This window comes from Curtobacterium sp. AC268 (genome assembly GCF_979258745.1).
The window spans coordinates 371327-394154 of the sequence record NZ_OZ409878.1 but is presented as its reverse complement, the minus strand read 5'-3'; the positions used below and the strand labels follow the sequence as shown (position 1 = coordinate 394154).

General features: G+C 71.7%; 27 protein-coding genes. 13 read left to right on the top strand and 14 right to left on the bottom strand.

Going from position 1 to position 22828, the window contains the following annotated elements:
• Positions 1–5: 5 nt before the first annotated feature.
• From fliP to ACZZ9K_RS01865, 7 genes are all read right to left on the bottom strand, one after another.
• The gene (fliP, locus tag ACZZ9K_RS01895; protein ID WP_463443199.1) at positions 6–842 is read right to left on the bottom strand and encodes a flagellar type III secretion system pore protein FliP; all 837 of its coding nucleotides are present in this window, start codon (positions 840–842) and stop codon (positions 6–8) included.
• Positions 839–1399 (bottom strand): FliO/MopB family protein, encoded by a 561-nt coding sequence (locus tag ACZZ9K_RS01890; protein ID WP_463443198.1) that lies wholly within the window; start codon positions 1397–1399, stop codon positions 839–841. Before ACZZ9K_RS01890 ends, fliP begins: the two co-directional genes overlap by 4 nt.
• A 7-nt stretch (positions 1400–1406) precedes the next feature.
• Positions 1407–2111, bottom strand: coding sequence for a flagellar motor switch protein FliN (gene fliN, locus ACZZ9K_RS01885; RefSeq protein WP_111123019.1), 705 nt, complete (start codon positions 2109–2111; stop codon positions 1407–1409).
• Complete coding sequence (locus ACZZ9K_RS01880) at positions 2111–2989, bottom strand: flagellar motor switch protein FliM (RefSeq protein WP_084740413.1); 879 nt, start codon at positions 2987–2989, stop codon at positions 2111–2113. The genes fliN and ACZZ9K_RS01880 overlap by 1 nt, the downstream gene beginning before the upstream one ends.
• Positions 2990–3086: 97 nt before the next feature.
• A complete protein-coding gene (locus ACZZ9K_RS01875) occupies positions 3087–4016 on the bottom strand; it encodes an OmpA/MotB family protein (protein ID WP_173033733.1) in 930 nt (309 codons plus the stop codon).
• Between the two features lie 2 nt (positions 4017–4018).
• A complete protein-coding gene (locus ACZZ9K_RS01870; protein WP_301567309.1) occupies positions 4019–4852 on the bottom strand; it encodes a motility protein A in 834 nt (277 codons plus the stop codon).
• Position 4853: 1 nt separating this feature from the next.
• Positions 4854–5156: a flagellar FlbD family protein gene (locus tag ACZZ9K_RS01865; protein ID WP_110863815.1), complete on the bottom strand. Its 303-nt coding sequence runs from the start codon at positions 5154–5156 to the stop codon at positions 4854–4856.
• 128 nt (positions 5157–5284) lie between these two features.
• Between ACZZ9K_RS01865 and ACZZ9K_RS01860 the strand changes: the two genes are divergently transcribed.
• From ACZZ9K_RS01860 to ACZZ9K_RS01840, 5 genes are all read left to right on the top strand, one after another.
• Entirely contained in the window at positions 5285–6364 is a 1080-nt protein-coding gene (locus tag ACZZ9K_RS01860) for a hypothetical protein (protein ID WP_463443197.1), read from the top strand.
• Positions 6365–6473: 109 nt separating this feature from the next.
• Positions 6474–7313 (top strand): DUF4397 domain-containing protein, encoded by an 840-nt coding sequence (locus ACZZ9K_RS01855; protein ID WP_138803275.1) that lies wholly within the window; start codon positions 6474–6476, stop codon positions 7311–7313.
• A gap of 14 nt (positions 7314–7327) precedes the next feature.
• Positions 7328–7960, top strand: coding sequence for a class F sortase (locus ACZZ9K_RS01850; protein WP_185974171.1), 633 nt, complete (start codon positions 7328–7330; stop codon positions 7958–7960).
• 68 nt (positions 7961–8028) lie between these two features.
• The gene (locus ACZZ9K_RS01845; RefSeq protein ID WP_071244624.1) at positions 8029–8574 is read left to right on the top strand and encodes an RNA polymerase sigma factor; all 546 of its coding nucleotides are present in this window, start codon (positions 8029–8031) and stop codon (positions 8572–8574) included.
• Positions 8571–9368, top strand: coding sequence for an anti-sigma factor (locus ACZZ9K_RS01840; RefSeq protein WP_173033727.1), 798 nt, complete (start codon positions 8571–8573; stop codon positions 9366–9368). Before ACZZ9K_RS01845 ends, ACZZ9K_RS01840 begins: the two co-directional genes overlap by 4 nt.
• 48 nt (positions 9369–9416) lie before the next feature.
• On the opposite strand, the gene ACZZ9K_RS01835 is transcribed toward ACZZ9K_RS01840, so the two are convergent.
• Together ACZZ9K_RS01835 and ACZZ9K_RS01830 are read right to left on the bottom strand one after the other, a co-directional pair.
• On the bottom strand, positions 9417–10037 hold the full coding sequence (locus tag ACZZ9K_RS01835; RefSeq protein WP_111088054.1) for a response regulator: 621 nt from the start codon (positions 10035–10037) through the stop codon (positions 9417–9419).
• Positions 10034–11212 carry a sensor histidine kinase gene (locus ACZZ9K_RS01830; protein WP_463443196.1) on the bottom strand — a complete coding sequence of 393 codons (1179 nt, stop codon included), beginning with the start codon at positions 11210–11212 and terminating at the stop codon, positions 10034–10036. Before ACZZ9K_RS01830 ends, ACZZ9K_RS01835 begins: the two co-directional genes overlap by 4 nt.
• 151 nt (positions 11213–11363) lie before the next feature.
• Here ACZZ9K_RS01830 and ACZZ9K_RS01825 point away from each other — a divergent pair, with 151 nt between their 5' ends.
• The 8 genes from ACZZ9K_RS01825 (at position 11364) to ACZZ9K_RS01790 (ending at position 19720) form a co-directional block, all read left to right on the top strand.
• Complete coding sequence (locus tag ACZZ9K_RS01825; protein ID WP_463443195.1) at positions 11364–12449, top strand: ABC transporter permease; 1086 nt, start codon at positions 11364–11366, stop codon at positions 12447–12449.
• Positions 12446–13120 carry an ABC transporter ATP-binding protein gene (locus ACZZ9K_RS01820; protein WP_463443194.1) on the top strand — a complete coding sequence of 225 codons (675 nt, stop codon included), beginning with the start codon at positions 12446–12448 and terminating at the stop codon, positions 13118–13120. The genes ACZZ9K_RS01825 and ACZZ9K_RS01820 overlap by 4 nt, the downstream gene beginning before the upstream one ends.
• A gap of 108 nt (positions 13121–13228) precedes the next feature.
• Positions 13229–14797 (top strand): helix-turn-helix domain-containing protein, encoded by a 1569-nt coding sequence (locus ACZZ9K_RS01815; protein ID WP_176708770.1) that lies wholly within the window; start codon positions 13229–13231, stop codon positions 14795–14797.
• Positions 14798–15010: 213 nt separating this feature from the next.
• Entirely contained in the window at positions 15011–16144 is a 1134-nt protein-coding gene (locus ACZZ9K_RS01810) for a DUF475 domain-containing protein (protein WP_214522657.1), read from the top strand.
• Positions 16145–16328: 184 nt separating this feature from the next.
• The gene (locus tag ACZZ9K_RS01805; protein WP_111223767.1) at positions 16329–17930 is read left to right on the top strand and encodes a Na+/H+ antiporter; all 1602 of its coding nucleotides are present in this window, start codon (positions 16329–16331) and stop codon (positions 17928–17930) included.
• Positions 17931–18193: 263 nt separating this feature from the next.
• On the top strand, positions 18194–19042 hold the full coding sequence (locus ACZZ9K_RS01800) for a pentapeptide repeat-containing protein (RefSeq protein ID WP_463443193.1): 849 nt from the start codon (positions 18194–18196) through the stop codon (positions 19040–19042).
• Between the two features lie 111 nt (positions 19043–19153).
• On the top strand, positions 19154–19309 hold the full coding sequence (locus ACZZ9K_RS01795; RefSeq protein WP_017887460.1) for a hypothetical protein: 156 nt from the start codon (positions 19154–19156) through the stop codon (positions 19307–19309).
• Between the two features lie 120 nt (positions 19310–19429).
• The gene (locus tag ACZZ9K_RS01790) at positions 19430–19720 is read left to right on the top strand and encodes an ArsR/SmtB family transcription factor (RefSeq protein ID WP_027465525.1); all 291 of its coding nucleotides are present in this window, start codon (positions 19430–19432) and stop codon (positions 19718–19720) included.
• Positions 19721–19745: 25 nt separating this feature from the next.
• Here ACZZ9K_RS01790 and ACZZ9K_RS01785 read toward each other — a convergent pair whose 3' ends face one another.
• The 5 genes from ACZZ9K_RS01785 to ACZZ9K_RS01765 form a co-directional block, all read right to left on the bottom strand.
• Entirely contained in the window at positions 19746–20435 is a 690-nt protein-coding gene (locus ACZZ9K_RS01785; protein WP_027465524.1) for a cation efflux transmembrane domain-containing protein, read from the bottom strand.
• Positions 20417–20743, bottom strand: a complete 327-nt coding sequence (gene cmtR / locus ACZZ9K_RS01780) for a Cd(II)/Pb(II)-sensing metalloregulatory transcriptional regulator CmtR (RefSeq protein ID WP_027465523.1) — start codon at positions 20741–20743, stop codon at positions 20417–20419. The genes ACZZ9K_RS01785 and cmtR overlap by 19 nt, the downstream gene beginning before the upstream one ends.
• Before the next feature lie 23 nt (positions 20744–20766).
• Entirely contained in the window at positions 20767–20940 is a 174-nt protein-coding gene (locus ACZZ9K_RS01775) for a hypothetical protein (RefSeq protein WP_155896813.1), read from the bottom strand.
• Between the two features lie 172 nt (positions 20941–21112).
• On the bottom strand, positions 21113–22288 hold the full coding sequence (locus tag ACZZ9K_RS01770; RefSeq protein ID WP_349849302.1) for a flagellar hook protein FlgE: 1176 nt from the start codon (positions 22286–22288) through the stop codon (positions 21113–21115).
• A gap of 80 nt (positions 22289–22368) precedes the next feature.
• Positions 22369–22812, bottom strand: coding sequence for a flagellar hook assembly protein FlgD (locus tag ACZZ9K_RS01765; protein ID WP_138803264.1), 444 nt, complete (start codon positions 22810–22812; stop codon positions 22369–22371).
• Positions 22813–22828 lie beyond the last annotated feature (16 nt).

Below are 22828 nucleotides of genomic sequence, written 5' to 3'. Positions count from 1 at the left end.
GCCCCCTAGACAACGTGGTAGCTCTCGATGAGCGACGTGATGATGAGGCCCCAGCCGTCGACCAGCACGAAGAGCAGGATCTTGAACGGCAGCGAGATCATGACCGGCGGGAGCATCATCATGCCCATCGACATCAGGGCCGCGGAGACGACGAGGTCGATCACCAGGAACGGGATGAAGATGACGAACCCGATGATGAACGCGCTGCGGAGCTCCGAGATGATGAACGCCGGGATCACCGTCGTCATCGGCACGTCCGCCATCGACTTCGGGTTGTCGAGCCCGGCGGCTCGGGTGATCAGGGCGACGTCCTCGTCGCGGGTCTGGTGGAGCATGAAGGTCCGCAGGGGCTTCGTGCCGATCTCGACGGCCTGGTTGAAGTCGAGGTGCCCGGCCAGGTAGGGCTGCAGGGCGTCGTCGTTGATGTGCCCGAGCACCGGCGCCATCACGAACAGCGACAGGAACAGTGCCAGTCCGGCGATCACCTGGTTCGGCGGGATCGACTGCAGCCCGAGCGCGTTCCGGGTCATCGCGAGCACGACGAAGATCTTCGTGAACGACGTCATCATGAGCATCAGCGCGGGTGCGACGCTCAGCAGCGTGATGCCGATGAGCGTCACCACGGCCGACGACGGGGTACCGTCCGGGCCGTTCACGCTGACGCTGAAGTCACCGGTCGCGGGGGCGGTCGGGGACGCCGGGGCGGTGGGTTCGACGACACCGGCGGCGTGTGCGCCGGTCGTCGTGAGCATCAGGAACCCGGCCACGACCGCCAGGCCGAGCAGGACGAGGGCGACGAGTCGACCCGACCGTGCCAGCCGGTGCGGCCCTGCCGCCCTCACCCGGCCCGCCGGTTCCGCAGCGCGGCCGCGGCCTGGCGCCAGGTGTCGAGCGACAGGATCGAGCCCTGCAGCTGCTGGGCGCTCGGCACGGCGCGCTGCGGGCGACGGTTGCGCGGGCGCATCGGCAGCGGCGCGACGGCGCTGGTCGCGTCGGTCGCCCGGGTCACGTCGTCCGTGCCTGCCGGGAGGCCCGTGGTGACGTCCGACTGCTGCGCGAGTTCCCGACCGAACGCGTCGGCCGACGGGGCGGGACGCACCGGCAGCGCGACCGGTCCGGTCACGATGGTGAGTTCCGGCGCGGGCGCCTGCCCGCTGGTGAGCAGGTTGACCCCGTGCTCGGACACACCGAGGACGAGCCGCTCCCCCTCGACGTCGACCACGACGACGCTCGCCTTGCCGCCGATGCCCTGCCGACCGACGACCTCGACGGTCGCCGCACGACGGCCCGACGGCTTGCCCGAGAAGCGCTTGCGGCTCGCGCGGTGCAGCACCCACATCAGGGCGAGCACGACGCCGAGCGAGAGCGCGACGCGGAGGGTGACGACGAGGGTGTCCACGTGCGGGTCAGACCGTTTCGGCGACGTCGAGGATGCGGGTGATCCGGACCGCGTAGTCCTGGTCGACGACGACGACCTCGCCGTGCGCGATGAGGCGGCCGTTCAGCAGGACGTCCGCGGGGGCACCGGCACTGCGGTCGAGCTCGACGACGGCGCCGGGCTCCATGCCGAGCACGTCGCGGACCGACATCCGAGTGCGGCCGATCTCGACCGTCAGGGTCATCTCGACGTTGTTGATCCGGCCGAGGTTGCCGGCGGGCAGGTTCGCCACGACGGGCGCGGACACCGTGCCGTTCTCGCGGATCCGGATGCCGAACCACCCGGCGGGCAGGCCACCGGCGGTCAGTTCGAACACGACGGTGTCCGGGTCGGCCAGCAGCGACGCGGCCGACTCGCGGTTCGCCTCGCCGAGCACCCCGACGCCGAGGACCCCGGCCGCGGCCTCGAGCGACGGACGCAGCACGTCCGTGACGGCCACGATGCCGTGGTCGGTGCCTCCGGCGGCCGTGATCGCCTCGAGGTCGGTGAGCACGAGCGCCAGGTCGGCCGACAGGCCGCCGACGAACGAGGCGACCACGGCGTCCGTCGCCGCGTCGAGCACGACCGGTGTCGCGCCTCCCGGCAGGAGCACCGCGGTCAAGGGGGCGGCCGTCGGGAGCTGCGCCGCGAGCGACTCGGCCGCTGCGGTGTGGAGGGTGGTCGTTTCGGTCATCAGTGCTGCTCCGTGCTCGTGGTGGTGACGACGATGCCGGCGAGGCGCGAGCCGTTCGCGCCGACCGCGGCGGTGCCGACGGGTTCGCCGTCGACCGCGATGGTGAGGGGCCGGTGCTGCGGGTGCGGCAGCGGCAGGACGTCGCCGACGGCGAGCCGCAGGACCTGCGTCGGCAGGACCGCGGCCGGGGCGAAGCGCAGGCTGACGCCCACGGGCACGCTCTCGAGCTGCGCGTCGAGCAGGGCTCGGGCGTCGGCCGGCGACACGTGCGCCGCGGCCTCGCCGAGCTGGGGCAGGACGGCCTCGGCCGGCAGGGCCAGCGTGCCGGGGGCGATGCGGTCGCCGACCCGGATCGAGAACGAGGCGACGATCATCAGGTCGCCCTTCTGCGCGGCCTGGGCGAACTGGCTGTTGAACTGGAACCCGCCGACCGTGACGTCCTGCGCGAGCAGCCCGCCGAACGAGTAGCGGAGGTCGTCGAGGGCGTCCTCGACGATCTTGCGGACCAGGGCCTGCTCGATGGGCGTGAAGGTGCGGTCCGGCGTCGGCAGCGGCTTCGAGGCGCCCAGCGCGTGCGACACCCACGTCAGCGCGGCGTCGAGCGGGACCTGCAGCACGCCCTTCGGGGTCAGGCCCGTGATCGGCAGCAGCACCATGCCGGTGAGCGCGGGCAGCGACGCGGCGTACTCGTCGTACGTCGTCATCTCCACCTGCTCGCAGGTGACCTGGCTGACCGCGCGGACCTTCGCCGTCAGCTGCGTACCCCACTGGCGCGCGAACGTCTCGAAGGCGAGCTCGAGGACCCGGGCGTGCTCACGGGCCAGCGTCGACGGGCGCGCGAAGTCGTACACCTCGGGCGCTGGCAGGGTCTCGGTCACGGGTGCGTCTATCGGTCACCTGTGGGGCACCCGTCAGTGCTGTACCCCGTAGTGGGGCGGTGGCGTCAGCGCTGGTGCGCTCCGCGCGGTGCGTGTCTCAGCCCTGCTGCGCTCCGTCCTGTGCCTTCGCCAGCGCCGGCATGAGGGCGCTGACGTCCTGGTCGGCGTTCGACAGGACCACGATGTCGACCCGGCGGTTCAGGGCGAGGTCCCGGTCCGTGCCGCCCTTCGCCAGTGGCCGGCTCGACCCGAACCCGACGCTCTGCACGTGCTCGCCGGGCATCCCGCCGCGCTCGACCAGGTCGCGCAGGACCCCGGTCGCCCGCGCGGCGCTGAGCTCCCAGTTGGTCGCGTACGGCGCCGTCGAGTTCCGCTGGTCGGCGTGCCCCTCGACGCTGACGTCGTGGTCGGAGGTCTTCAGCACCGGCGCGATGGCGTCCATGATCGACCGCGCCTGGTCGGACAGGTCCGCGCTGTTCGTGCCGAAGTACGTCTCGCTGCCGATCAACCGGACGATCAGGCCGCGGGCATCCACGGTGAACTGCACGTTCTCGGTCTGGCCCGCCTTCGCCAGGTTGTGCTGGATCGCACGCTCGAGCTTCGTCAGGTCGTCGAGCTCGCGCTTCGCCTCGGCGAGGTCCTGCTTCGTCGCCGTCGTCGGCACCACCGTCGACGCGGGGTCGACGTTGGTGTCCTTCGTGCCCGACGAGGCGGTCGAGTGGTCGGCCTGGGACTTGTCCGTCGAGTAGCCGGATCCGTCCTCGACCTGGTCCTTCGTCACGACGGTGCCGCTCGCGGTGTCGATCTTCTGTGAGTCGACCTCGCCGAAGCCGGTGGCGAGCGACTGCTTCAGCTGGATGTACTTCTCCTGGTCGACGGTGGACATCGCGAAGAGCACGAGGAACATGCACATCAGCACCGTGATCATGTCCATGTACGACGCCATCCAGCGCTCGTCGGGGTGCTCGGCCTCGTCGTGGGACTTCTTCGCGCGACCGCGGCCGCGGCCCCGGGGGTTGGCGCTCACGCTCAGGCCGCCAGCTGCTGGTCGTCGGCCGCGTCGGCCTTCTTGCCGGCCTTGCCGGCCTTGCCGGCCTTGCCACCCGTGTCGGCGCGGGCAGCGGGCGGGACCATGGCCTTCAGCCGCTCACCGAGCAGGCGGGGCTGGCTGCCGGCCTGCACCGCGAGCAGCCCCTCCATCAGGAGCGTCTGGCGGTCCGACTCGAGCTGGGCGAGCTTGCGGAGCTTGCCGCCGATCGGCAGCCACATGAAGTTCGCGGTGAGCAGGCCCCACAGGGTGGCGACGAACGCGCTGGCGATCAGCGGTCCGAGCTCGTCGGGCTTGCCGAGGTTCGCGAGCACGTGGGTCAGCGAGACCACGGTGCCGATGATGCCGACGGTCGGGGCGAAGCCGCCGAGGCCCATGAAGAACGCACTCGCGCTCCGGGTCGGGGCCGCGTTCGACTCGATCTCGTCCTCGAGCAGGATCCGCAGCTCGTCGCCGTCGGTGCCGTCCGCGATGTTCTGCAGCGCCTTCTTCATGAACGGGTCGTCGTGCTTGTCGGCCTCCTGCTCGAGGGCGAGCAGGCCGTTGGCGCGGGCGGTCTCGGCGAGCCCGACGACGTCGTCGATGACCGACGCCGGCGGGGTGACCTTGCCGGTGAACGCCTTCGGGACCGCCTTGAAGCTGGCGATCGCGTCCTTCAGCGTGGTGCTGGCGATGCCGCAGCCGATGGTGGCGCCGAACACGAGCAGCATCGGGGCGGGCAGGAAGAGTCCACCGAGCTCGACGTGCTCCATCTGGACCATGCCGAACAGGGCGCCGAAGGCGAGCAGGATGCCGACGATCGTTGCGATGTCCACGTCAGCGACCCCCGTCCAGCGCGCGGCCGTGCTGCGTGGAGCGGAGTGCGGCGACCGGGGCGAGCGTGGGCTGCGGGCCGGTGTTCGTGCTCGAGCGGGGGGCCTGGTCGGTGCCGTAGGCCATCCCGACGATGCGGGCGCGGTACGCGGCGATCAGGTCGATGACGTCGGCCATCGACTCCCGCACGATGTACTTCGCGCCGTCGACCATGATGAGCGTCGTGTCCGGCGTCTCCTGGATGCGCTCCACGAGATCGGGGTTCACAGCGAATCCGCTGCCGTTCAGTCGTGTGACGACGATCATGGCCCGTCCTGGTTCTCGATCGTCCCGCCGCCGTCCGTGGGGCGGGATGCGGGCCCGTCCGTGGGCCTGCACGGAGGACTATCGGCGGGTGCGACGGGTGCGTTAGCGGCCGTCACTAGCCTGGTTCGGTGATCGATGCCTCGGACCTGCTCGCCCACCCGCGTGGCCGGCGCTTCTGCCTGGAGCTCGTCAGCGGTGTCCAGGACCCCGACGACCCGGCCGCCCTACAACTCGGCGACCTGCTCTTCTGGGCGGAGCACCACCTCGGCGTCGAACGCGGCGACGACCGAACGCTCTTCGGCGTCGGTGGTGCGGTCGAACCCGATCCGGCTCCGAACCTGGCAGCGGTGGCGAGCGCACTCGCGGCGGTGTCCCTGCCGTCCGTGGGCGAGGACGACGTCGTGGTCGCACTCGAGTCGACTGCGGAGAGCGCGCTGTGGTGGCAGCAGCCCGATGCGCTGGACGCGCTCCTCGCTCGGACGGAACTGCTGGCCGCGCTCCGGCGGCTCGCTCGGTGGGCGGTCGACAGCCCGGTCGTGCGCCGGCTCTCCGACCCGCAGGGCGGAGCATGGAGCGTCGAGTTCGACGAGGGCGACCAGCCCCGTCGTCCGAGCGCGGAGGCGGCACTGGCCGACTGGGCGCTGGAGCTGCGGGACGAGATCTCCGAGGGAAGTCCGGGGACCGGCAGCGGGGTGTGGTGGACGACGCCGCCGTGGCCGCTCGCGCAGCACACGCGAGCGCCGTTCCCGTCCGCCGGGCCGCTGGCGCTCTGGGCGGTCGAGGACTCCTTCGGGCAGGAACGCGCCGTCGTCTCGGCAGTGCCGGCCGATGCCACGGCGCGCGTGTGCACCGTCGAGGGTCCCGCCGACTGGGCCGCGCTGTGCCGGCGCTGGCCGCTCGACGTGACGGGGACGACCCGACGGAACGACTGGGCCGTGGCGACCGGACGGCAGGGCGACTGGGTGCTGCCGGACTGGTCCGCGGTGGCCACCGAGTACGACGTCGTGCACCTGACCGTCGCGGGCTGGTTCCGCACTTCCGGGCTCGCCGTGCCGGTCGACGGCAGCCGCGCGAGCGTCGTCGCCGGGTGGACGCCGGACTCCGCGTACCGGCTCACCGACCTGGGAGCCGGGGACGAGGCCGTCACGGGCGATCCGGAGACCTGGTCGCGTCCGGGCAACGCAGGGGTCTGGCGCCGTCTCAGCTGATCCCCAGGAAATCGCTGCATCCGATCGGGGTGCTCCGGCGGTAGTGGGGGTACGACGTCGAGGACGACGTCGTCCGCACCGGCCCGGACAGGCCCGAAGGAGACACGTCATGCGCAAGACACTCGCCACCGGCCTCAGCGCCGGTGTCCTGTTCGCCGCCGCCGCGGCCGTACTGCCCGCGACCGCTGCGACCGCCGCCACCGGCGAGGCGACGCTCTCGGTCCTCCACGCCGTCCCGGACGTCACCGTCGACGTCTACCTCGACGGCGAACGTGCCATCGACGACTTCACCCCGGGCACCCTCGCCGGCCCGATGATGGTGCCGGCCGGTGCACACCAGCTAGCGATCACCGCCTCGGACGCCACCGACGCGTCGAAGCCGATCATCGGCCCGGCGGACGTCTCGTTCGACGCCGGCGGCAACTACACCGCCGTCGCCCACGACGCCACGGACGGGTCACCCACCGCCACGGTGTTCACCAACGACACCTCGGCCGTCGCGGCCGGCCAGGGACGCCTGGTCGTCCGGCACGTCGCCGCCGCACCGGCCGTCGACGTCCTCGCCGGTGGGAAGGCCGTCGTGTCGAACCTGTCGAACCCCGACGAGCAGGCACTCGAACTGCCGGCCGGCACCGTGTCTGCGACCGTCGCCGCCACCGGGACCACCGACCCCGTGATCGGCCCGGCGGACGTCGCGGTCACCGCGGGCTCGTCGACCATCGTCTACGCCTGGGGCAGCCTGGACGACGACAACCTCGCCCTCGCCACGCAGACGATCGCGGACCTCGGTGGCACGCCGAACGGCGTCCCCGCCGGGAACGCCGGTCTCGTGGCCACGAACGACCAGGACCCCCTGCCCCTGGTCGGCGCAGCGGCGGCCGCACTGGCCGCCGCTGCCGCGATCGGGGCCGTGGTGCTCCGCCGCCGGTACGCAGCGACCCGCCGCTGAACGTGCCACGCCCCGTGCGGTCCGCCACGGTGACGCTCGTCGTCGCCGTGGCGGCCGCCGCCCTGACCGGGTGCTCGTCGGCCGGGACCACCCCCGGCGGGCAGCCGTCCGTCCTGACGACCACCACCCCCACACCGGTCCCGTCGGCGTTCTCGACCGAGGTGCCGCAGCAGACCGCCACGATCCCCCCGGTCCGGGACGCCCCCGCCCCGACCACCATCACCGTCGACCACGCCGGCATCAGCGCGCCGGTCCGTCCGGAGGGGGTCGACGAGGACGGCGCGATGGCGCTCCCGCCCGACCCGGCCACCGCGGGCTGGTACCGGTTCGGTGCCGCACCGTCGTCCACCGAGGGCACCGTCGTCATCGCGGCCCACGTCGACGCGGTCGGCTACGGCATCGGTCCGTTCTCCCGCCTCGGCGACGCCCCGTCCGGCACCCGGGTCACCCTGACCGACGCGGACGGTGCCGAGACCGCGTGGCGGATCGACTCCGTCAGCATGCTCGAGAAGCAGGGACTCCCCTGGGGTGAGGTGTTCCGTGACGACGGGCCCCGACGGCTCGTCCTGGTGACCTGCGGCGGGACGTTCGACGCAGCCACCGGACACTACGAGAGCAACCTCGTCGTCACCGCGGTCCCGGCCTGACCGTGGCGACGATCCGCCCCCTACGATCGGACCGTGGTCGACGACGACCGCGCCAGCGACAGGAAGACGTGACGACCATCCTCCCGGACGACAGCGAGCTCTCGGACGCGTTCCGCGCCGGGGGCGAGCACGCCCTGCGAGCCGTCTACGAGCGGTGGTCGTCGCTCGTGTACTCGCTGGCCCTGCGCGCCCTGGCCGACCCGGCCGCCGCGGAGGACGTCACGCAGCAGGTCTTCGTGAAGGCCTGGCAGCGCAGCACGAGCTACGACCCCGGCCGCGCCCCGCTCGGCGCGTGGCTGGTCGGCATCACCCGGAACTGCATCGCCGACGCGCAGAACGAGCGCCGACGGCACGCCAGCGCCGCCGACCCGGACGTGGTCGAGGAGACCACCCCGGCGCCGGAACCGGCCTTCGATCTGGCCGAACGCGCACTGGTCGCCGGAGAGCTCGAGCGGCTCGACGAGGTCCCACGGCGCGTGATGCGACTGGCGTTCTACGACGACCTCAGCCATCGTGAGATCGCCGAACGGCTCGAACTGCCGCTGGGCACCGTCAAGAGCCACATCCACCGAAGTCTGGCTCGGCTCCGAACACGTCTGGAGGTGATCGAATGAAGCACGTCGACGACGAGACGCTGGCTATGCTCGCGGTCTCCGACCAGGTCGCGACCGACGACGTCGCCGAGCACCTGGCGTCCTGCGACCGGTGCCGCGACGAGGTGGCCGCGCTGCAGCGGGTCGCTGCGGTGACCCGGGCGTCCGAGGACGTCACGCTGGCCGCGCCCCCGGAGCACGTGTGGGACCGGATCGCGGCCGAGATCGCCCGGACGCCACAGCAGGCCGCGGCGCCGGCGACCGAACCCGGACGAGCGGCCGAACGCGCGTCCGGCGGGACCCGGTCTGGCGCCCAGCACCACGCCGTGGCCCGCCGACCCCGATCCCGTCCCCGTCGTCGCCGAGCCCTCGCCATCGCGATCGCCGGCGTCGGTGTCCTGGCCGTCGTCCTCGGCATCGGTGTGGCGTCGGGGATCGTCCCCGGACTCCCCCGCGGCGACACCGAGACCGTCCTGGCGAACACCGAGCTCGCAGCGCTGCCCGGTTGGTCGGGGACGACCGGCCGCGCCGAACTCGAACGTGACCAGGACGGCCGGGTGACCCTGCTCGTCGACCTGCACGGAGAGCGCGGTCGCTCCGGCACCGGTCCGCTCCGCGAGGTCTGGATGATGCGGTCGGACCTCGGCGGACTGGTGAGCGTCGGCTACCTGGACGGCGACCAGGGCCGCTTCACGGTGCCCGACGGCGTCGACACCGCGGAGTTCCCGGTCGTGGACGTCTCGGCCGAGGCCGACGACGGTGATCCGGCGCACTCCGGTGACTCCATTGTCCGGGGCACCCTGACCGATCCCTGATCGGTGCGGGGCCCTGGTGTCCGCGAGTGGTCAGCTCCGGCAGCTCCGTCAGCGGAGGATGCCGAGCGCCCGGGCCTCGGACACCGCGGCGGTCCGGGATCCGACGCCGAGCTTGGAGAACACGTGGACCAGGTGTGACTTCACGGTGGCGTCGGTGATGTGCAGGCGTGCTGCCACGTCGACGTTCGAGGCGCCCTCGGCGACGAGCCGGAGGACCTCGATCTCGCGAGCGGACAGGCTGACCCGTGGCGCACGCATCCGTGCCATCAGGCGGCTGGCGACCGCCGGCGCGAGGGCGCTCTCACCGGCGGCTGCGGCGCGCACCGCGGCGAGCAGTTCGTCGGGTGGCGTGTCCTTGAGCAGGTACCCGCTGGCCCCCGCTTCGACGGCGCCCAGGATGTCGCCGTCGCTGTCGTAGTTGGTGAGGACGAGGACGTACGGCGCGGCGTCGGTCGACCGGATCTGCCGTGTGGCGTCGGCACCGGTGCGGTCCTGCCCGAACTGCAGGTCCATCAGCACGAGGTCGGGGTCCAGGGACGCCACGAGCGCGGCGGCTTCGTCGGGTGTCGCGGCCTCCCCGACGACGTCGATGTCGACCGCCCCGTCGAGGAGTGCGCGCAGGCCGGCGCGGACGACGGGGTGGTCATCCGCGATGACGAGTCGGATCACGGGCGACCGACCTCCACGGTCGCGGTGATGGTCGTGCCGTCCCCGGGTGCGCTGTCGATGGTGAGACGGCCACCCAGCTGGTCGACACGTTCACCCATCGCGCGGAGCCCGAACGCGTCGGACGTGCCGGAGCGGGTGCCGACACGGTCGGGGTCGAAGCCGCAGCCGTCGTCCTGCACCCGCAGGGACGCGTGCGTCGCCCTGACGTCGAGGGTGATGTCGACGGTCGTGGCGCCGGCGTGCTGGGCGACGTTCGCGACGGCCCCCTGGGCGATGCGCAGCAGAGCGGTCTGCACGTCCATCGTCAACTCCGACGCTTCTGGTGCGGCGGTCACGGAGATGTCGAGGCCCTCGCGGTGCCACTGGTCGCTGAGGCGGCGCAGTGCCGCGGGGAGGCCGGCATCGAGGGACGGCGGTGCGAGCTCCCGGATGAAGCGCCGCGTGTCGGCGAGGCCGTCGGCCGCTGTGGCGCGTGCGAGGCGGATGTGCTCGATGCCCGGCCGGCCGCCGTCGGCTGCTTCGGCGGCGTGGAGGAGCATCTGGATGCTGGAGAGGTCCTGCGCGACGGTGTCGTGGATCTCGCGTGCTAGGCGGGCGCGCTCGGTGAGGACCCCCTGCTGCCGTTCGGTCGCGGCAAGTCGGTCGCGGGTGGCGAGGAGTTCTGCCAGCAGTGCCTCCCGCTCGACGGACTCGCGGGCGAGCGCCCGGTAGCCGAGGCCGATGAGCAACGCGACCCCGGCACCGACGAGGGGCCCGATCACCCCGCCCACGGTGAAGCCGCCGTGCAGGCCCAGGGCGACGACCGCGATCAGGGTCGCTGCGACCACGGCGGCCGGCCCGACGATCCGGGGCAGGACGTGCAGGTAGAGGAAGAACAACGGGAACACCAGGTACGCCGCTTCCGGCACCAGGACGAGCAACGCGACCCACACGACGGTCAAGGCGGTGATCCAGGCCGCTCCCACCACGGCTCGGCGTGCCTCCGGCGCGGCGGCGACACCGGCACCGAGCAGGTACAGGACGGCGAACCCGGCCACCAGGGCGATCGCCGCCCACATGCTCGTGTCGCGGACGACGAGGACCCGGACGACGACGAGTGCGAGGAGCGCGGCGAACAGCACGTGCAGTCCGGTGCGGAGCCCGACGAACACGGGCGTGAGGGTGCTGTGTGCCATGTCCGTTGCAGCGTACGGCGGCCACGACCCATCGGGCATCAACCAGAAGTTGGACGAGAGCAGTCAACCTCCCGGCGATGGCACTTGGACCCGCGACGGCGAGGCTCGTCTGGACGGCAGGGAGCGCCCCCGCCGTCGGGAAGGAACCATCGTGTTCGTCGCTTGGCGCGACCTCCGATCTGCCCGTGGCAGGTTCGTGCTCATCGGGTCCGTGGTGTCGTTGATCACCCTCCTCGTCGGCTTCCTCGCTGGCCTGACCGGCGGCCTCGCCGCGCAGAACGTGTCCGCGGTCCTCGGCCTCCCCGGGAACCGGCTCGTCCTGCAGGGGTCCTCGACCGGGCAACCATCGTTCTCGCAGTCGACGATCGACGCCGCGACGGTGTCCGCGTGGCGGGAGTCCTCCGGCGTCGAGCAGGTCACGCCGATCGGGATCGCACAGGGGCGCGCCGCTGTGCACGCCGAAGCCGCACCAGCGGTCGCCGTCGCCCTGTTCGGCGTCCCACGGGGAGCCCCCGCGTCGACGGTCACCGACCTGGCTCCGAGGTCCGACGACACGGTGGGCCTGTCCGCCGGCGCAGCGAAGGACCTCGACGTCGCCGTCGGGGACGCCGTCACGATCACCGGGACGACCTACCGGGTCGCCACCGTCGGCGGAGACGCCTGGTACAGCCACACCCCTGTCGTCGCGCTCTCCCCGACGGCGTGGGCGTCGACCGACCGGCGCCTCGGCGGGGACGGCGAAGCGACCGTGCTCGCCGTCTCCGGAACGCCGGACTGGGGCAGCACGGCGGACCGCACGCGCACCGTCGCCGTGTCGCCGCTCGCCAGCCTCACCGCGCTCGAGACGTTCAAGTCGGAGGTCGGGTCCCTCGGACTCATGATCGTGATGCTCTTCGGAGTCTCCGCGCTCGTCGTCGGGGCGTTCTTCACCGTGTGGACGCTGCAGCGTGCCGACGACATCGCCGTCCTGAAGGCCCTCGGCGCCTCCGACGCGTCGCTCGTGGGCGATGCCCTCGGCCAGGCACTCGTCGTCCTGGCCGCGGGCGTCGGGGTCGGGATCGGTCTCGTGTCGGTCCTGGGGACGCTCGCGAACGGTGTCCTGCCGTTCCTGCTCAGCCCGCTCACCACGCTGCTGCCGGCCGCCGTGATGGTCGTCCTCGGCCTCGCCGGTGCCGCCGTGGCACTCCGTACCGTCACCAAGGCCGACCCCCTCACCGCACTCGGGAGCAACCGATGATCACCCTCGACGACGTCACCCTCACCTTCCCCGACGGCGACTCCCGCATCACGGCGGTGGACCGCGTGTCCCTGACCGCTCCGAGCGGGGTCGTCACGGGCATCACCGGGCCCTCCGGCTCCGGGAAGTCCTCACTCCTCGCGGTCGCGGCGACCCTGATCCGCCCGGACTCCGGGCACGTGTGGATCAACGACGTCGACGCAGCGACCCTGAGCCGGAACGAGGCGACGACGCTCCGCCGCGGACAGGTCGGCATCGTGTTCCAGCAGTCGAACCTCATCGAGTCGCTCATCGCTCGGGAACAGCTGCTCGTCATGGCGGAGCTCGGCGGCGGCCACCGAGACCGGACCGCGGTGCGCACCCGTGCCGATGCGCTGCTGGCAGCGGTCGGTCTCGCCGAGCACCGCGGCAAGCGACCTGCGCAGCTCTCCGGCGGCCAGCGGCAACGGGTCGCCATCGCCCGCGCCCTGGTGAACACCCCGTCCGTCCTGCTCGTCGACGAACCCACCAGCGCGCTCGACCAGGAGCGAGGCGCCGAGATCATGGCGCTGATCGCGCGCCTCACGCACGAGCAGGGCACGGCGACGATGCTCGTCACGCACGATCTCGTCCACCGCGACGCGCTCGACCGCCTGGTCACCGTCGTCGACGGCCGCCTGACCGATGCCTGAGCGTTCGTCCCCCGAAATTCCCAACTGTGACGTATTCGAGACCTCAGGACGGGCAACGGGTGTCGATCTTCCATCGGTTTATCTCATGAGCGTGTTAGCGTGGCGCGCATGACCGACACCACCACCGTCGTCTCGCCGGCATCTCCGGCGACCGCAGCACCCCTCCGTGAGGTCGGCGCCCTGATCCGGGGCGCCCGCAAGGGCCGCAGCATGACGCAGGCCCAGCTCGCCGAACGCGTCGGCACCAGCCAGAGCGCGATCAACCGCATCGAGCAGGGTGGGCAGAACCTGTCCCTCGAGATGCTCACCCGCATCAGCGACGCCCTCGACCAGCAGATCGTCTCGATCGGCGGCGCCCCGCAACGCGCCCACCTGCGCGTGCAGGGCGGCCGGAAGCTCAGCGGCTCCATCGCGGTGAACTCGAGCAAGAACGCCGCCGTGGCGCTGCTCTGCGCCTCGCTGCTCAACCGCGGCGTGACCCGTCTGCACAAGGTCGCCCGGATCGTCGAGGTCGACCGCATCATCGACGTGCTCCGCAGCCTCGGCGCGAGCGTCACCTGGTCGGAAGACGGCGAGACCCTCGAGATCGTCGCCCCCGACGACCTGCACCTCGACGCGATCGACGCGGACGCCGCCCGCCGCACCCGCAGCGTGCTCATGTTCCTCGGCCCGCTCAGCGGCCGGTACGAGTCCTTCCGTCTGCCCTACGCCGGCGGCTGCGACCTCGGCACCCGCACGGTCGAGCCGCACCTCATCGCGCTCCGTCCGTTCGGCGTGGACGTCGAGGCGACCTCCGGCTGGTACGAGGTCGACGTCGCGAACCAGGCCGTCCCCACCAAGTCGGTCGTGCTCACCGAGCGCGGCGACACCGTGACCGAGAACGCGATCCTGGCCGCCGCGGCCCGCGACGGCGAGACCGTCATCCGGAACGCCAGCCCCAACTACATGGTGCAGGACCTCTGCTTCTTCCTCGAGCTGCTCGGGGTGCAGATCGAGGGCATCGGCACCACCACGCTCCGCATCACCGGCAAGAGCCGCATCGACGAGGTCGTGGACTACTGGCCGAGCGAGGACCCGGTCGAGGCGATGAGCCTGCTGACCGCCGGCATCGTCACCGCGTCGACCCTCACCGTGACGCGTGCGCCGATCGAGTTCCTCGAGATCGAGCTCGCGACCCTGGCCGAGATGGGCCTGCGCTTCGACGTCAGCGAGGAGTACGCAGCCGCCAACGGCCGTACCCGCCTCGTGGACATCACGGTGCACCCGTCCGAGCTGCACGCGCCGATCGACAAGATCCACGCGATGCCGTTCCCCGGCCTGAACATCGACAACCTGCCGTTCTTCGTCGTCATCGCGGCCATGGCCGAGGGCACCACGCTCGTGCACGACTGGGTCTACGAGGGCCGGGCGATCCACCTGCTCGACCTCACCCGCCTGGGCGCGAGCGTCACCCTGCGTGACCCGCACCGCCTCGACGTCACCGGTCCGACGCACTTCTCAGGGGCCGAGATCAGCTGCCCGCCGGCGCTGCGGCCCGCCGTGGTGATCCTGCTGGCGATGCTCGCGGCGAAGGGCGAGAGCGTCCTGCGCAACGTCGGCATCATCGCCCGTGGCTACGAGCAGCTGCAGGAGCGCCTCAACTCGCTCGGCGCGTCCATCGAGACGTTCCACGACTGACGCTGAACCCCCGCAAAACACCGGTGTTCGCCGGTTGAACACGCGCAGACCGCGGTTCAACACGCGAACACCGGTGTTTCGCGTTTCCCCGACCGGCCCGTCCCCGCAAGTGGGGACGGGCCGTCACCCGTCTGACGGGGTCCCCACGGGCCTCCAGGCCGATGCCCAGGAGCGCTCCATGCGCCGCCCAGGCCGACCGTGCTGGATGGGCAGATGGCCACGAGATCACTCCTGACCGTCCCCCTGCTCATCACCGTCGCGGCCGCCGCGGCGGCCTGGCTGGTGCTCGGCCCCGCCGCAGCGCTCGCCTTCGTGGCCCTCGCGTTCCTCGAGATCGCGATGGCCGCGGACTCGTCCGTGCCGATGGCCGGCATCGCCGGCCGGCTGCACTCCCCCGCCCGGCGGCTGTTCCTGTCGCTCGGCATCGTCGCGGGCGTGCTCGCGATGCGCCTGCTCCTGCCGCCGGCCGCCGTCGCGGTCGGTGACGCGACCGACCCGGCCAGCTCGGTCGAGGAAGCCGTCTTCGCGCCCGGCTCGTTCTCCGCGCACCTGGCCGAGGTGCGTCCCGCCCTCGCCGCCTTCGGCGCCGCGTTCATCTGGCAGGTCTTCGCCGAGTACCTGTTCAACACCGACCGCGCGTCCCGCAGGTCGTGGCTGGGCAGCCTGGAGGCGCGGCTCGCCTCCGTCGCGCGACCCCGCGTCTGGTCGCTGGTCACCGCTGCGACAGGGGTCGTGGTGACCTCCGTGCTCGTCGGGTCGCGTTCCGGGTGGGCCGCCGGTGCGCTGCTGCCGGTCGCGCTCGGCGGGGTGGCCGGCATCGCCGCGTACCTCGTGTCGAAGCGGACCGCGTCGTGGGCGCTGCGCAGCGGCCCCGTCGGCGGCGCGTCGGACACGGCGTCGATCGGGGTCGGCCGCGGTGCCTGGCGCATCCACCTCTACGCGTCGACCGTCGTGTTCGAGCGGGGGCTCGTCGTGTTCATGCTGTTCGAGATCCTCGACGGCGTGTACAGCCTGTCCGGGTCCGGGCCGCTCGGGTCTGACGGCCTCGGGGCGCTCGAGCAGGCCGCCGTCGCGGTCGGGGCGATCGGGGTGGGCGCGGTGTTCCTGGCCCGCCTGACCTCGCGGGTCGACCAGGCTGCGGGGCTGAAGCGGCTGCGGTACCTGAAGGCCGGGGCGGCGTACGTGCTCGGGGTGCTGTCGGTGCTGCTGTGGGCGAGTCTGCTCGTGCCGATCCCGGGCGTCGTCGTGGGGTGGTTCGGGACCGTCGTGATCGGGTCGGCGCTGGTGAGCTCCCTGCCGTGGCGCGCGTGGTGGCGGCGGGTGGTGCGGCGGCCGCGGGCGGTGTGAGGCGGCGGCTCGTGACGCGTCGTGCGGGTGTGGTGTGGCGCGTCGTCCGGGTGTGGTGCGGCGCGTCGTCCGGGTGTGGTGCGGCGCGTCGTCCGGGTGTGGTGCGGCGCGTCGTCCGGCTGTTCTGGAAGGATCCACCGTGGATCGGCGTTGACTGGCGGGTCGGACGACGATCGGAGTGCACGTGCTGGGACCGGAACTGGTGGTCGTGCTCGGCCTCGCCATCGCACTGACGGCGGCCGTGGCCGACCGGATCCGGATCGCGCCACCCGTGCTGCTCCTGGTCTTCGGCGCGCTGCTCGGGCTCGTGCCGGAGTTCGCGGACGTCGAGCTGCCCGCCGAGGCCGTGCTGCTGCTGTTCCTGCCGGCGCTGCTCTACTGGGAGAGCCTGACGACGTCGCTCCGCGAGATCCGGAAGAACCTGCGCGGCATCGTCCTGATGGGCACCCTGCTCGTCGTGGTGACCGCCGGTGCCGTCGCCGTGCTGCTGCACCTGCTCGGGATGCCGTGGGGGCCGGCCTGGGTGCTCGGCGCCGCGGTCGCCCCGACCGACGCGACCGCGGTCGGCGTGCTCACGAAGATGCTGCCGCGGCGGAACGTCACGGTGCTCCGTGCCGAGAGCCTGGTGAACGACGGCACCACCCTGGTGGTCTACGGCATCGCAGTGGCCGTCACCGTCGGCACGCAGGAGCTCACGTTCTGGGGCGTGTCCGGCATGCTCGTCCTGTCCTACATCGGCGGGGTCGCCGCCGGGCTCGCCGCCGCCTGGATCGGGACGATGGTGCTGCGGCGCGTCGACACCGTCGTGCTCGAGAACCTCGTCACCCTGCTCGTGCCCTTCGCAGCCTTCCTGGCCGCCGAGGCCATCGGCGCCTCCGGCGTGCTCGCCGTCGTGGCGGCCGGCATCGTCGTCAGCCAGGTCGGCCCCAAGCTCGACCGCGCCGAGACCCGACAGCAGGTGCGCGCGTTCTGGTCGTTCCTGACCTTCCTGCTCAACGGCGCGCTGTTCGTCCTGGTCGGTATCGAGGCGATGGTCGCCGCCCGCGCGCTCGACCCCGCCGACCTGCTGCGCGGGACCGGGATCGTCTTCGCGGTCGCGGTGCTGCTCGTCATCGTGCGGTTCGCGTTCCTCAACGCCGCGGGCGGGACCATCTGGCTCGTCACCCGGCGCACCGGCGGGGAACCCCGCGAAGGGCACCGCGACCGGCTCGTCAGCGGGTTCGCCGGGTTCCGGGGCGCGGTGTCGCTCGCCATGGCCGTCGCCGTGCCGCGCACGCTGGAGTCCGGCGGCGACTTCCCCGAGCGGGACCTCATCGTCTTCGTCACCGCCGGCGTGGTCATCGTCACGATCGTCGGCCAGGCCCTCGTGCTGCCGGCCGTCCTGCGTCGCGCCGCGCTGCCCGAGGACGAGTCCGTCAGCGAGGAACGTCGCTACGCCGAACGCACCGCGATCGAGGAGGCGCTCGATGCGCTCCCCCGCCTGGCACGGTCGACCGGAGCCGATCGTGCCACCGTCGATCGCCTGCGGAAGGACTACGAGGCGCACCTCGACGTGATCGAGGCCCGCGAGGGGGACGACGACGACCACCCCGCGCTGCAGCGGCACGACAACGCGGTCGCCCTCGAGCTCGCACTCGTCCAGCACAAGGCGAGGACCCTGTTGCGCCTGCGCGACGCCGACGAGATCGACGACCTGGTGCTGCGTCAGGTGCGTGCGGGGTACGACGCGGAAGAGGCGCGGTTGGATGGCATCGAGTCGGTGGCGTCACCGCCCACGTCGTCGTAGGGCGACTCCGCGCACACCTGGTCGGATCGGGCGTACCCGGTCTGTCGTTCTGACCGGGTACGCCCGATTCCCGTTCCCGCCGCACCGGGAACGCTAGCCTGGCCGCAGTGATCCTCCTTCTCTCTCGGTGACCCACCGGTCACCCAGCACCACCGGTTCGCCCCGCCGACGCGCGGGGGTGGTCTCGTGCGCCCGGACGGGGAACTCCACCAGGAGTTCCCCGCCCCGGCACACCATCCAGACCACCAGAGGAAGACCACTCCATGACGACCACCGACCGGTCCGCCCTGCGCGCGGACTGCGACAACTGCTTCGCACTCTGCTGCACCGCCTTCGGGTTCCAGCGTTCCGCCGACTTCCCGATCGACAAGCCCGCCGGCACCCCGTGCCGGAACCTCGCTGACGACTTCTCCTGCACCATCCACCAGGCGCTGCGGCCGCGCGGGTTCCGGGGCTGCACCGTCTTCGACTGCTCCGGTGCTGGCCAGTACGTGTCCCAGACCCTCTACGACGGGGTCAGTTGGCGTGACCACCCGGACTCCCGCGCGGAGATGTTCCGGGTGTTCCCGATCGTCCGCAGGTTGCACGAGATGCTCTGGCACCTCGCCGAGGCGCAGGACCGCGCGGTGACCCCGGACTCAGCAGGCGACGCTGCCCTCCTCGCGGAGGAGATCCGGCGAAGCCTCGACGCTGGCCGGCCGATGCTCCTCGCGCTGGACGTGGAGCCACTGCACGCTCGAGTGCGCGATGTCCTCGTCGAGGTGAGCGCCGAGGTACGGGGCCGGTACAGCACCGGTGCGGACGACGCACCGGACGGCCTGCTGCGACCGGGGGCGGACCTCGCCGGTTCCGACCTCCGCGCACGCTCGCTGCGCGGGGCCGACCTGCGGGGAGCCACGCTGATCGCGGCGGACCTGCGCGGTGCCGACCTGTCCGGAGTCGACCTGCTCGGCGTCGACCTGCGGGATGCACGGGTCGACGGAGCGGACCTGTCCACGGCGGTGTTCCTCACACAGGCGCAGGTGAACGCGGCACGCGGTGACTCCGCCACTCTGGTGCCCGACGGGATCGACCCACCGTCGCAGTGGTCGTCGACGGCGATCGAGCGCTGAGCGAGCTCGGTCCCGGAGTTGACACCGGTTCTCATCTATAAATGTATTGCTACTTCTGCATATGTGATCTACGCTGAGGGCATCCCAACCGACGATCAGCAGGAGGTCACCATGGCCGAGCACGAGAACAGCGCAGAGCACACCGTCGCCGAGCACACCCACCAGGACGGCTGCGGCCACGAGACGGTCCAGCACGAGGACCACGTCGACTTCGTCCACGACGGACACAAGCACGCCCAGCACGGCGACCACTACGACGAGCACTGATCTCCTGATCAGCGCAGGCCCGTGATCAGCACCGATCGACGGACCTGCACGACGGCCCCGACGCACCGCGCCGGGGCCGTCGTGTTGCATGCACGTATGCGCGTGCGCTTACATGAGTCCATGTCAGACGGGATCGAAGCAGCAGCCGAACTCTTCAAGGCGCTGTCCTCGCCCGCCCGACTCCGGATCCTGTCCGCGCTGATCTCCCAGCCTTCCGACGTCGGCTCCCTCGCCGAAGCGACCGAGCTGTCGCAGCCCCTGGTGTCCCAGCACCTCCGCACGCTGCGGCTCGCGGGCATCGTGCAGGTCGAGCGCATCGGGCGGAACGCCGTCTACTCGCTGCACGACGAGCACATCGCCCACATCGTCGGTGACGCGGTCAGCCACGTCAGCGAGTCCGAAGCCGGCTGAACCGCCGGCCACAGGCAGACTCCGTTCAGCAGCAGTCGCAACCCTCGCGCTCGCGCTCCCCGGTCAGCGCCGACACCGGCTGCTTGCACGCGTCACCGCGCCAGGCTTCGAGGCCCTCGCGCACGGCGAACACGACCACGACGAGTCCTGCGAGCGGATCGGCCCACCACCAGCCGAACAGGCTGTTCGCCAGCAGGCCGAGCAGCACCGCCGCCGACAGGTAGCTGCAGATCAGCGTCTGCTTCGAGTCGGCGATCGCCGACGCCGAGCCGAGCTCGCGTCCGGTCCGCCGTTCGACGAGGCTCAGGAACGGCATGACCGCCAGGCTCACCGCGGCCAGGACGATGCCGACCGGACTGTGCTCCGGCAAGCGGACACCGGTGAAGGTCAGGACGGCATCGGCGCTGACCACCAGGGCGAGCCCGAAGAACGAGACCGCGATCACCTTCAGCGCCGTTCGTTCCCGGGTCTCCGGGTCACGCCCGGCGAACTGCCACGCGACGGCCGCTGCCGACAGGACCTCGACGATCGAGTCGAGCCCGAAGCCGATCAGCGCGGTGGACGACGCCGCCGAACCGGCGGCGATCGCCACGACGGCCTCGATCACGTTGTAGGCGATGGTCGCCGCGACGATCCACCTGATCCGTCGCCGGAGCACGCCGACACGGGCCGGCGCGAGCGACACCGAAGCCGTGGTCACCGCTCGACCTCGCATCCGTCGTCGTCGGCGACGTCCACCGCCAGCACCACGTCGACCAGGGACTCCAACGCGTGGGTGAGGTTGCCGTCCGCGATCTCGTAGCGGGTCCGACGGCCCTCGGGGACGGCGACGACGATCCCGCAGCCGCGCAGGCACGACAGGTGGTTCGACACGTTCGTCCGCGTCAGCTCGAGTTCCTCGGCGAGCCGCGCCGGGTAGCCGGGTTCGTCGAGCAGCCTGAGCAGGATCCGCGCACGCGTGGGGTCGGAAAGCGCCCGCCCGAGACGGTTCAGCACGTCGTGCCGCGAGGCAATGGTCAGCATGTGCTGACCATACCCGCTCGGGGTCAGACGTCCGAGAGTCGACGCCCCGTCAGCGCGTCGTTCCAGCTCGTGCGGCGGCCGGGAGCACGCGACTCGTGCACGCCGTCGTGGCCGCGTGGTCGATCACACCGCCAGCGGTCGAAGACGCTGCAGCAGCGGTGGTCGGACTGGTGGTCGGTGTCGGGGTTCTCGCGCATCGCACCGATGAGACGTCACGACGCGCCGTTTCGTCACGAACCGGCGCCGAACTCCATGCACCACGGACGATGGTGAGCAGGAACGGTCGAGTCCCCCTTCAGCACCCGACCGTTCCTGCTCACCAAGCACCCGGCGACGCGAGCGCAGCGCCCGCGACGCGAACCCCCGCGCCTAGCGCTTCAGGTTCGTGAGTTCCTGCAGCACCTCGTCCGAGGTGGTGATGATGCGGGCGTTCGCCTGGAACCCGCGCTGCGCCACGATCAGGTTCGTGAACTCCTGCGACAGGTCGACGTTCGACATCTCGAGCGTCCCCGCAGCGAGCGAACCGACGCCCGCCGAGCCGGGACCGCCGACCGTCGCACCGCCCGAGTTCGCGGTGGCGCGGTAGCCCGACGCCCCGGTCTTCTCGAGGCCGGCCGGGTTGGCGAACGTGGCGAGGGCGATGCGGCCGAGCGCGAGCGACGCGCCGTTCGAGAACGTGCCGGTGACGGTGCCGTCCTTCGCGATCGAGTAGCCCTGCAGCGCGCCGGCCTCACGGCCGTTCTGCGAGCCGATCGCCGCGGTGTTGAGCGAGGCGAACCCGGTCAGGTCGCCCATGTCGACCCGGATGCCACCGACGGCGAGGGTGCCGCCGGCGGTCAGCTTGCCGTCGGTGCCGAAGGTCAGCGAGGTCGTCGCCGTGGTGCCCTGGCCGTTGCGCCCGGTGACGTCCCAGCCGTCGGCGGTGCGCGTGTAGGCGAGCGACATCGTGTGCTTGGCACCCGAGGCGTCGTACACGGTGGCCTCGCGCGTGATGGTCTGGCCGACCGCGGTCTCGGACGGCAGGTTGCCGGCGACGGTGGCGGCGGTGGTGCGGACCGCCGGGGCCGCTGCTTCGAGCGGCAGCGTGATGTCGGACAGCTGGCCGTTCTCGTTGACGACGCCGTTCGTGGCCGGGTAGCCCTGCACGATCTTGCCGTCGGCGGTGACCAGGCGGCCGTCCGCGTCGAAGTCGAACGCTCCGGCGCGGGTGTAGACGGTGTCGTTGCCCAGGCGGGTGACGAAGAAGCCGTCGCCCGAGATCATCAGGTCGGTGGCCTTGCCGGTGGCCTGCGCCGAGCCCTGCGAGAAGTTCGTGGAGACTCCGGCGACCTGCACGCCCAGGCCGATCTGGGCCGGGTTCGTGCCGCCGATGCCGGTCTGCGGTCCGCCGGCACCCTGGGTCATCTGCGACAGGGTGTCCTGGAACACGGTCGTCGACGACTTGAAGCCGACGGTGTTGACGTTGGCGATGTTGTTGCCGGTGACGTCGAGCATCTGCTGGTGGGAGCGGAGGCCGGAGATCCCGGAGTAGAGCGAGCGGAGCATGGTGCGTCCTTTCGGAGAGGCAGGAAGAGCGAGGGAGAACGAGGAAGAGCGAGGAAGTACGAGGAAGGAAGGAGCGGGCGTCAGGACGCCGGAGCGGTGGTGGTGATGCCGGAGATCACGTCGAGAGCGACCTCCTTCCCGTTCACGGTGACCGTGGGGACGCTGTTCGCGTACGACACGGCCGAGGCGGTCCCGGTGACGGACCCGCCCGAGTCGGCGTCGGTGTAGCTGACCTGCTTGCCGACGAGGTTCGCTGCGGCGATGCGCATCTGGAGCGAGAAGTTCTCGTTCCCCGTCGTGGTCTGGTTGGTGATCTGCTCCATCATCGCGAGCTGCGTCTGCTGGCTGATCATCTGGTTGGTGTCCATCGGCGAGGACGGGTCCTGGTTGCGCAGCTGCGTGACGAGCAGCTTCATGAAGACCTCGGAGTCCATCGTCTGGGACTTCTGGGCCGTCGAGTTGGCGGCCAGGGCCGCTGCCTGCGCGGTCGGGTCCACGCTGCCGGTGATGCCGTCGATGGGCATGGTGAGTTCCTGTTCG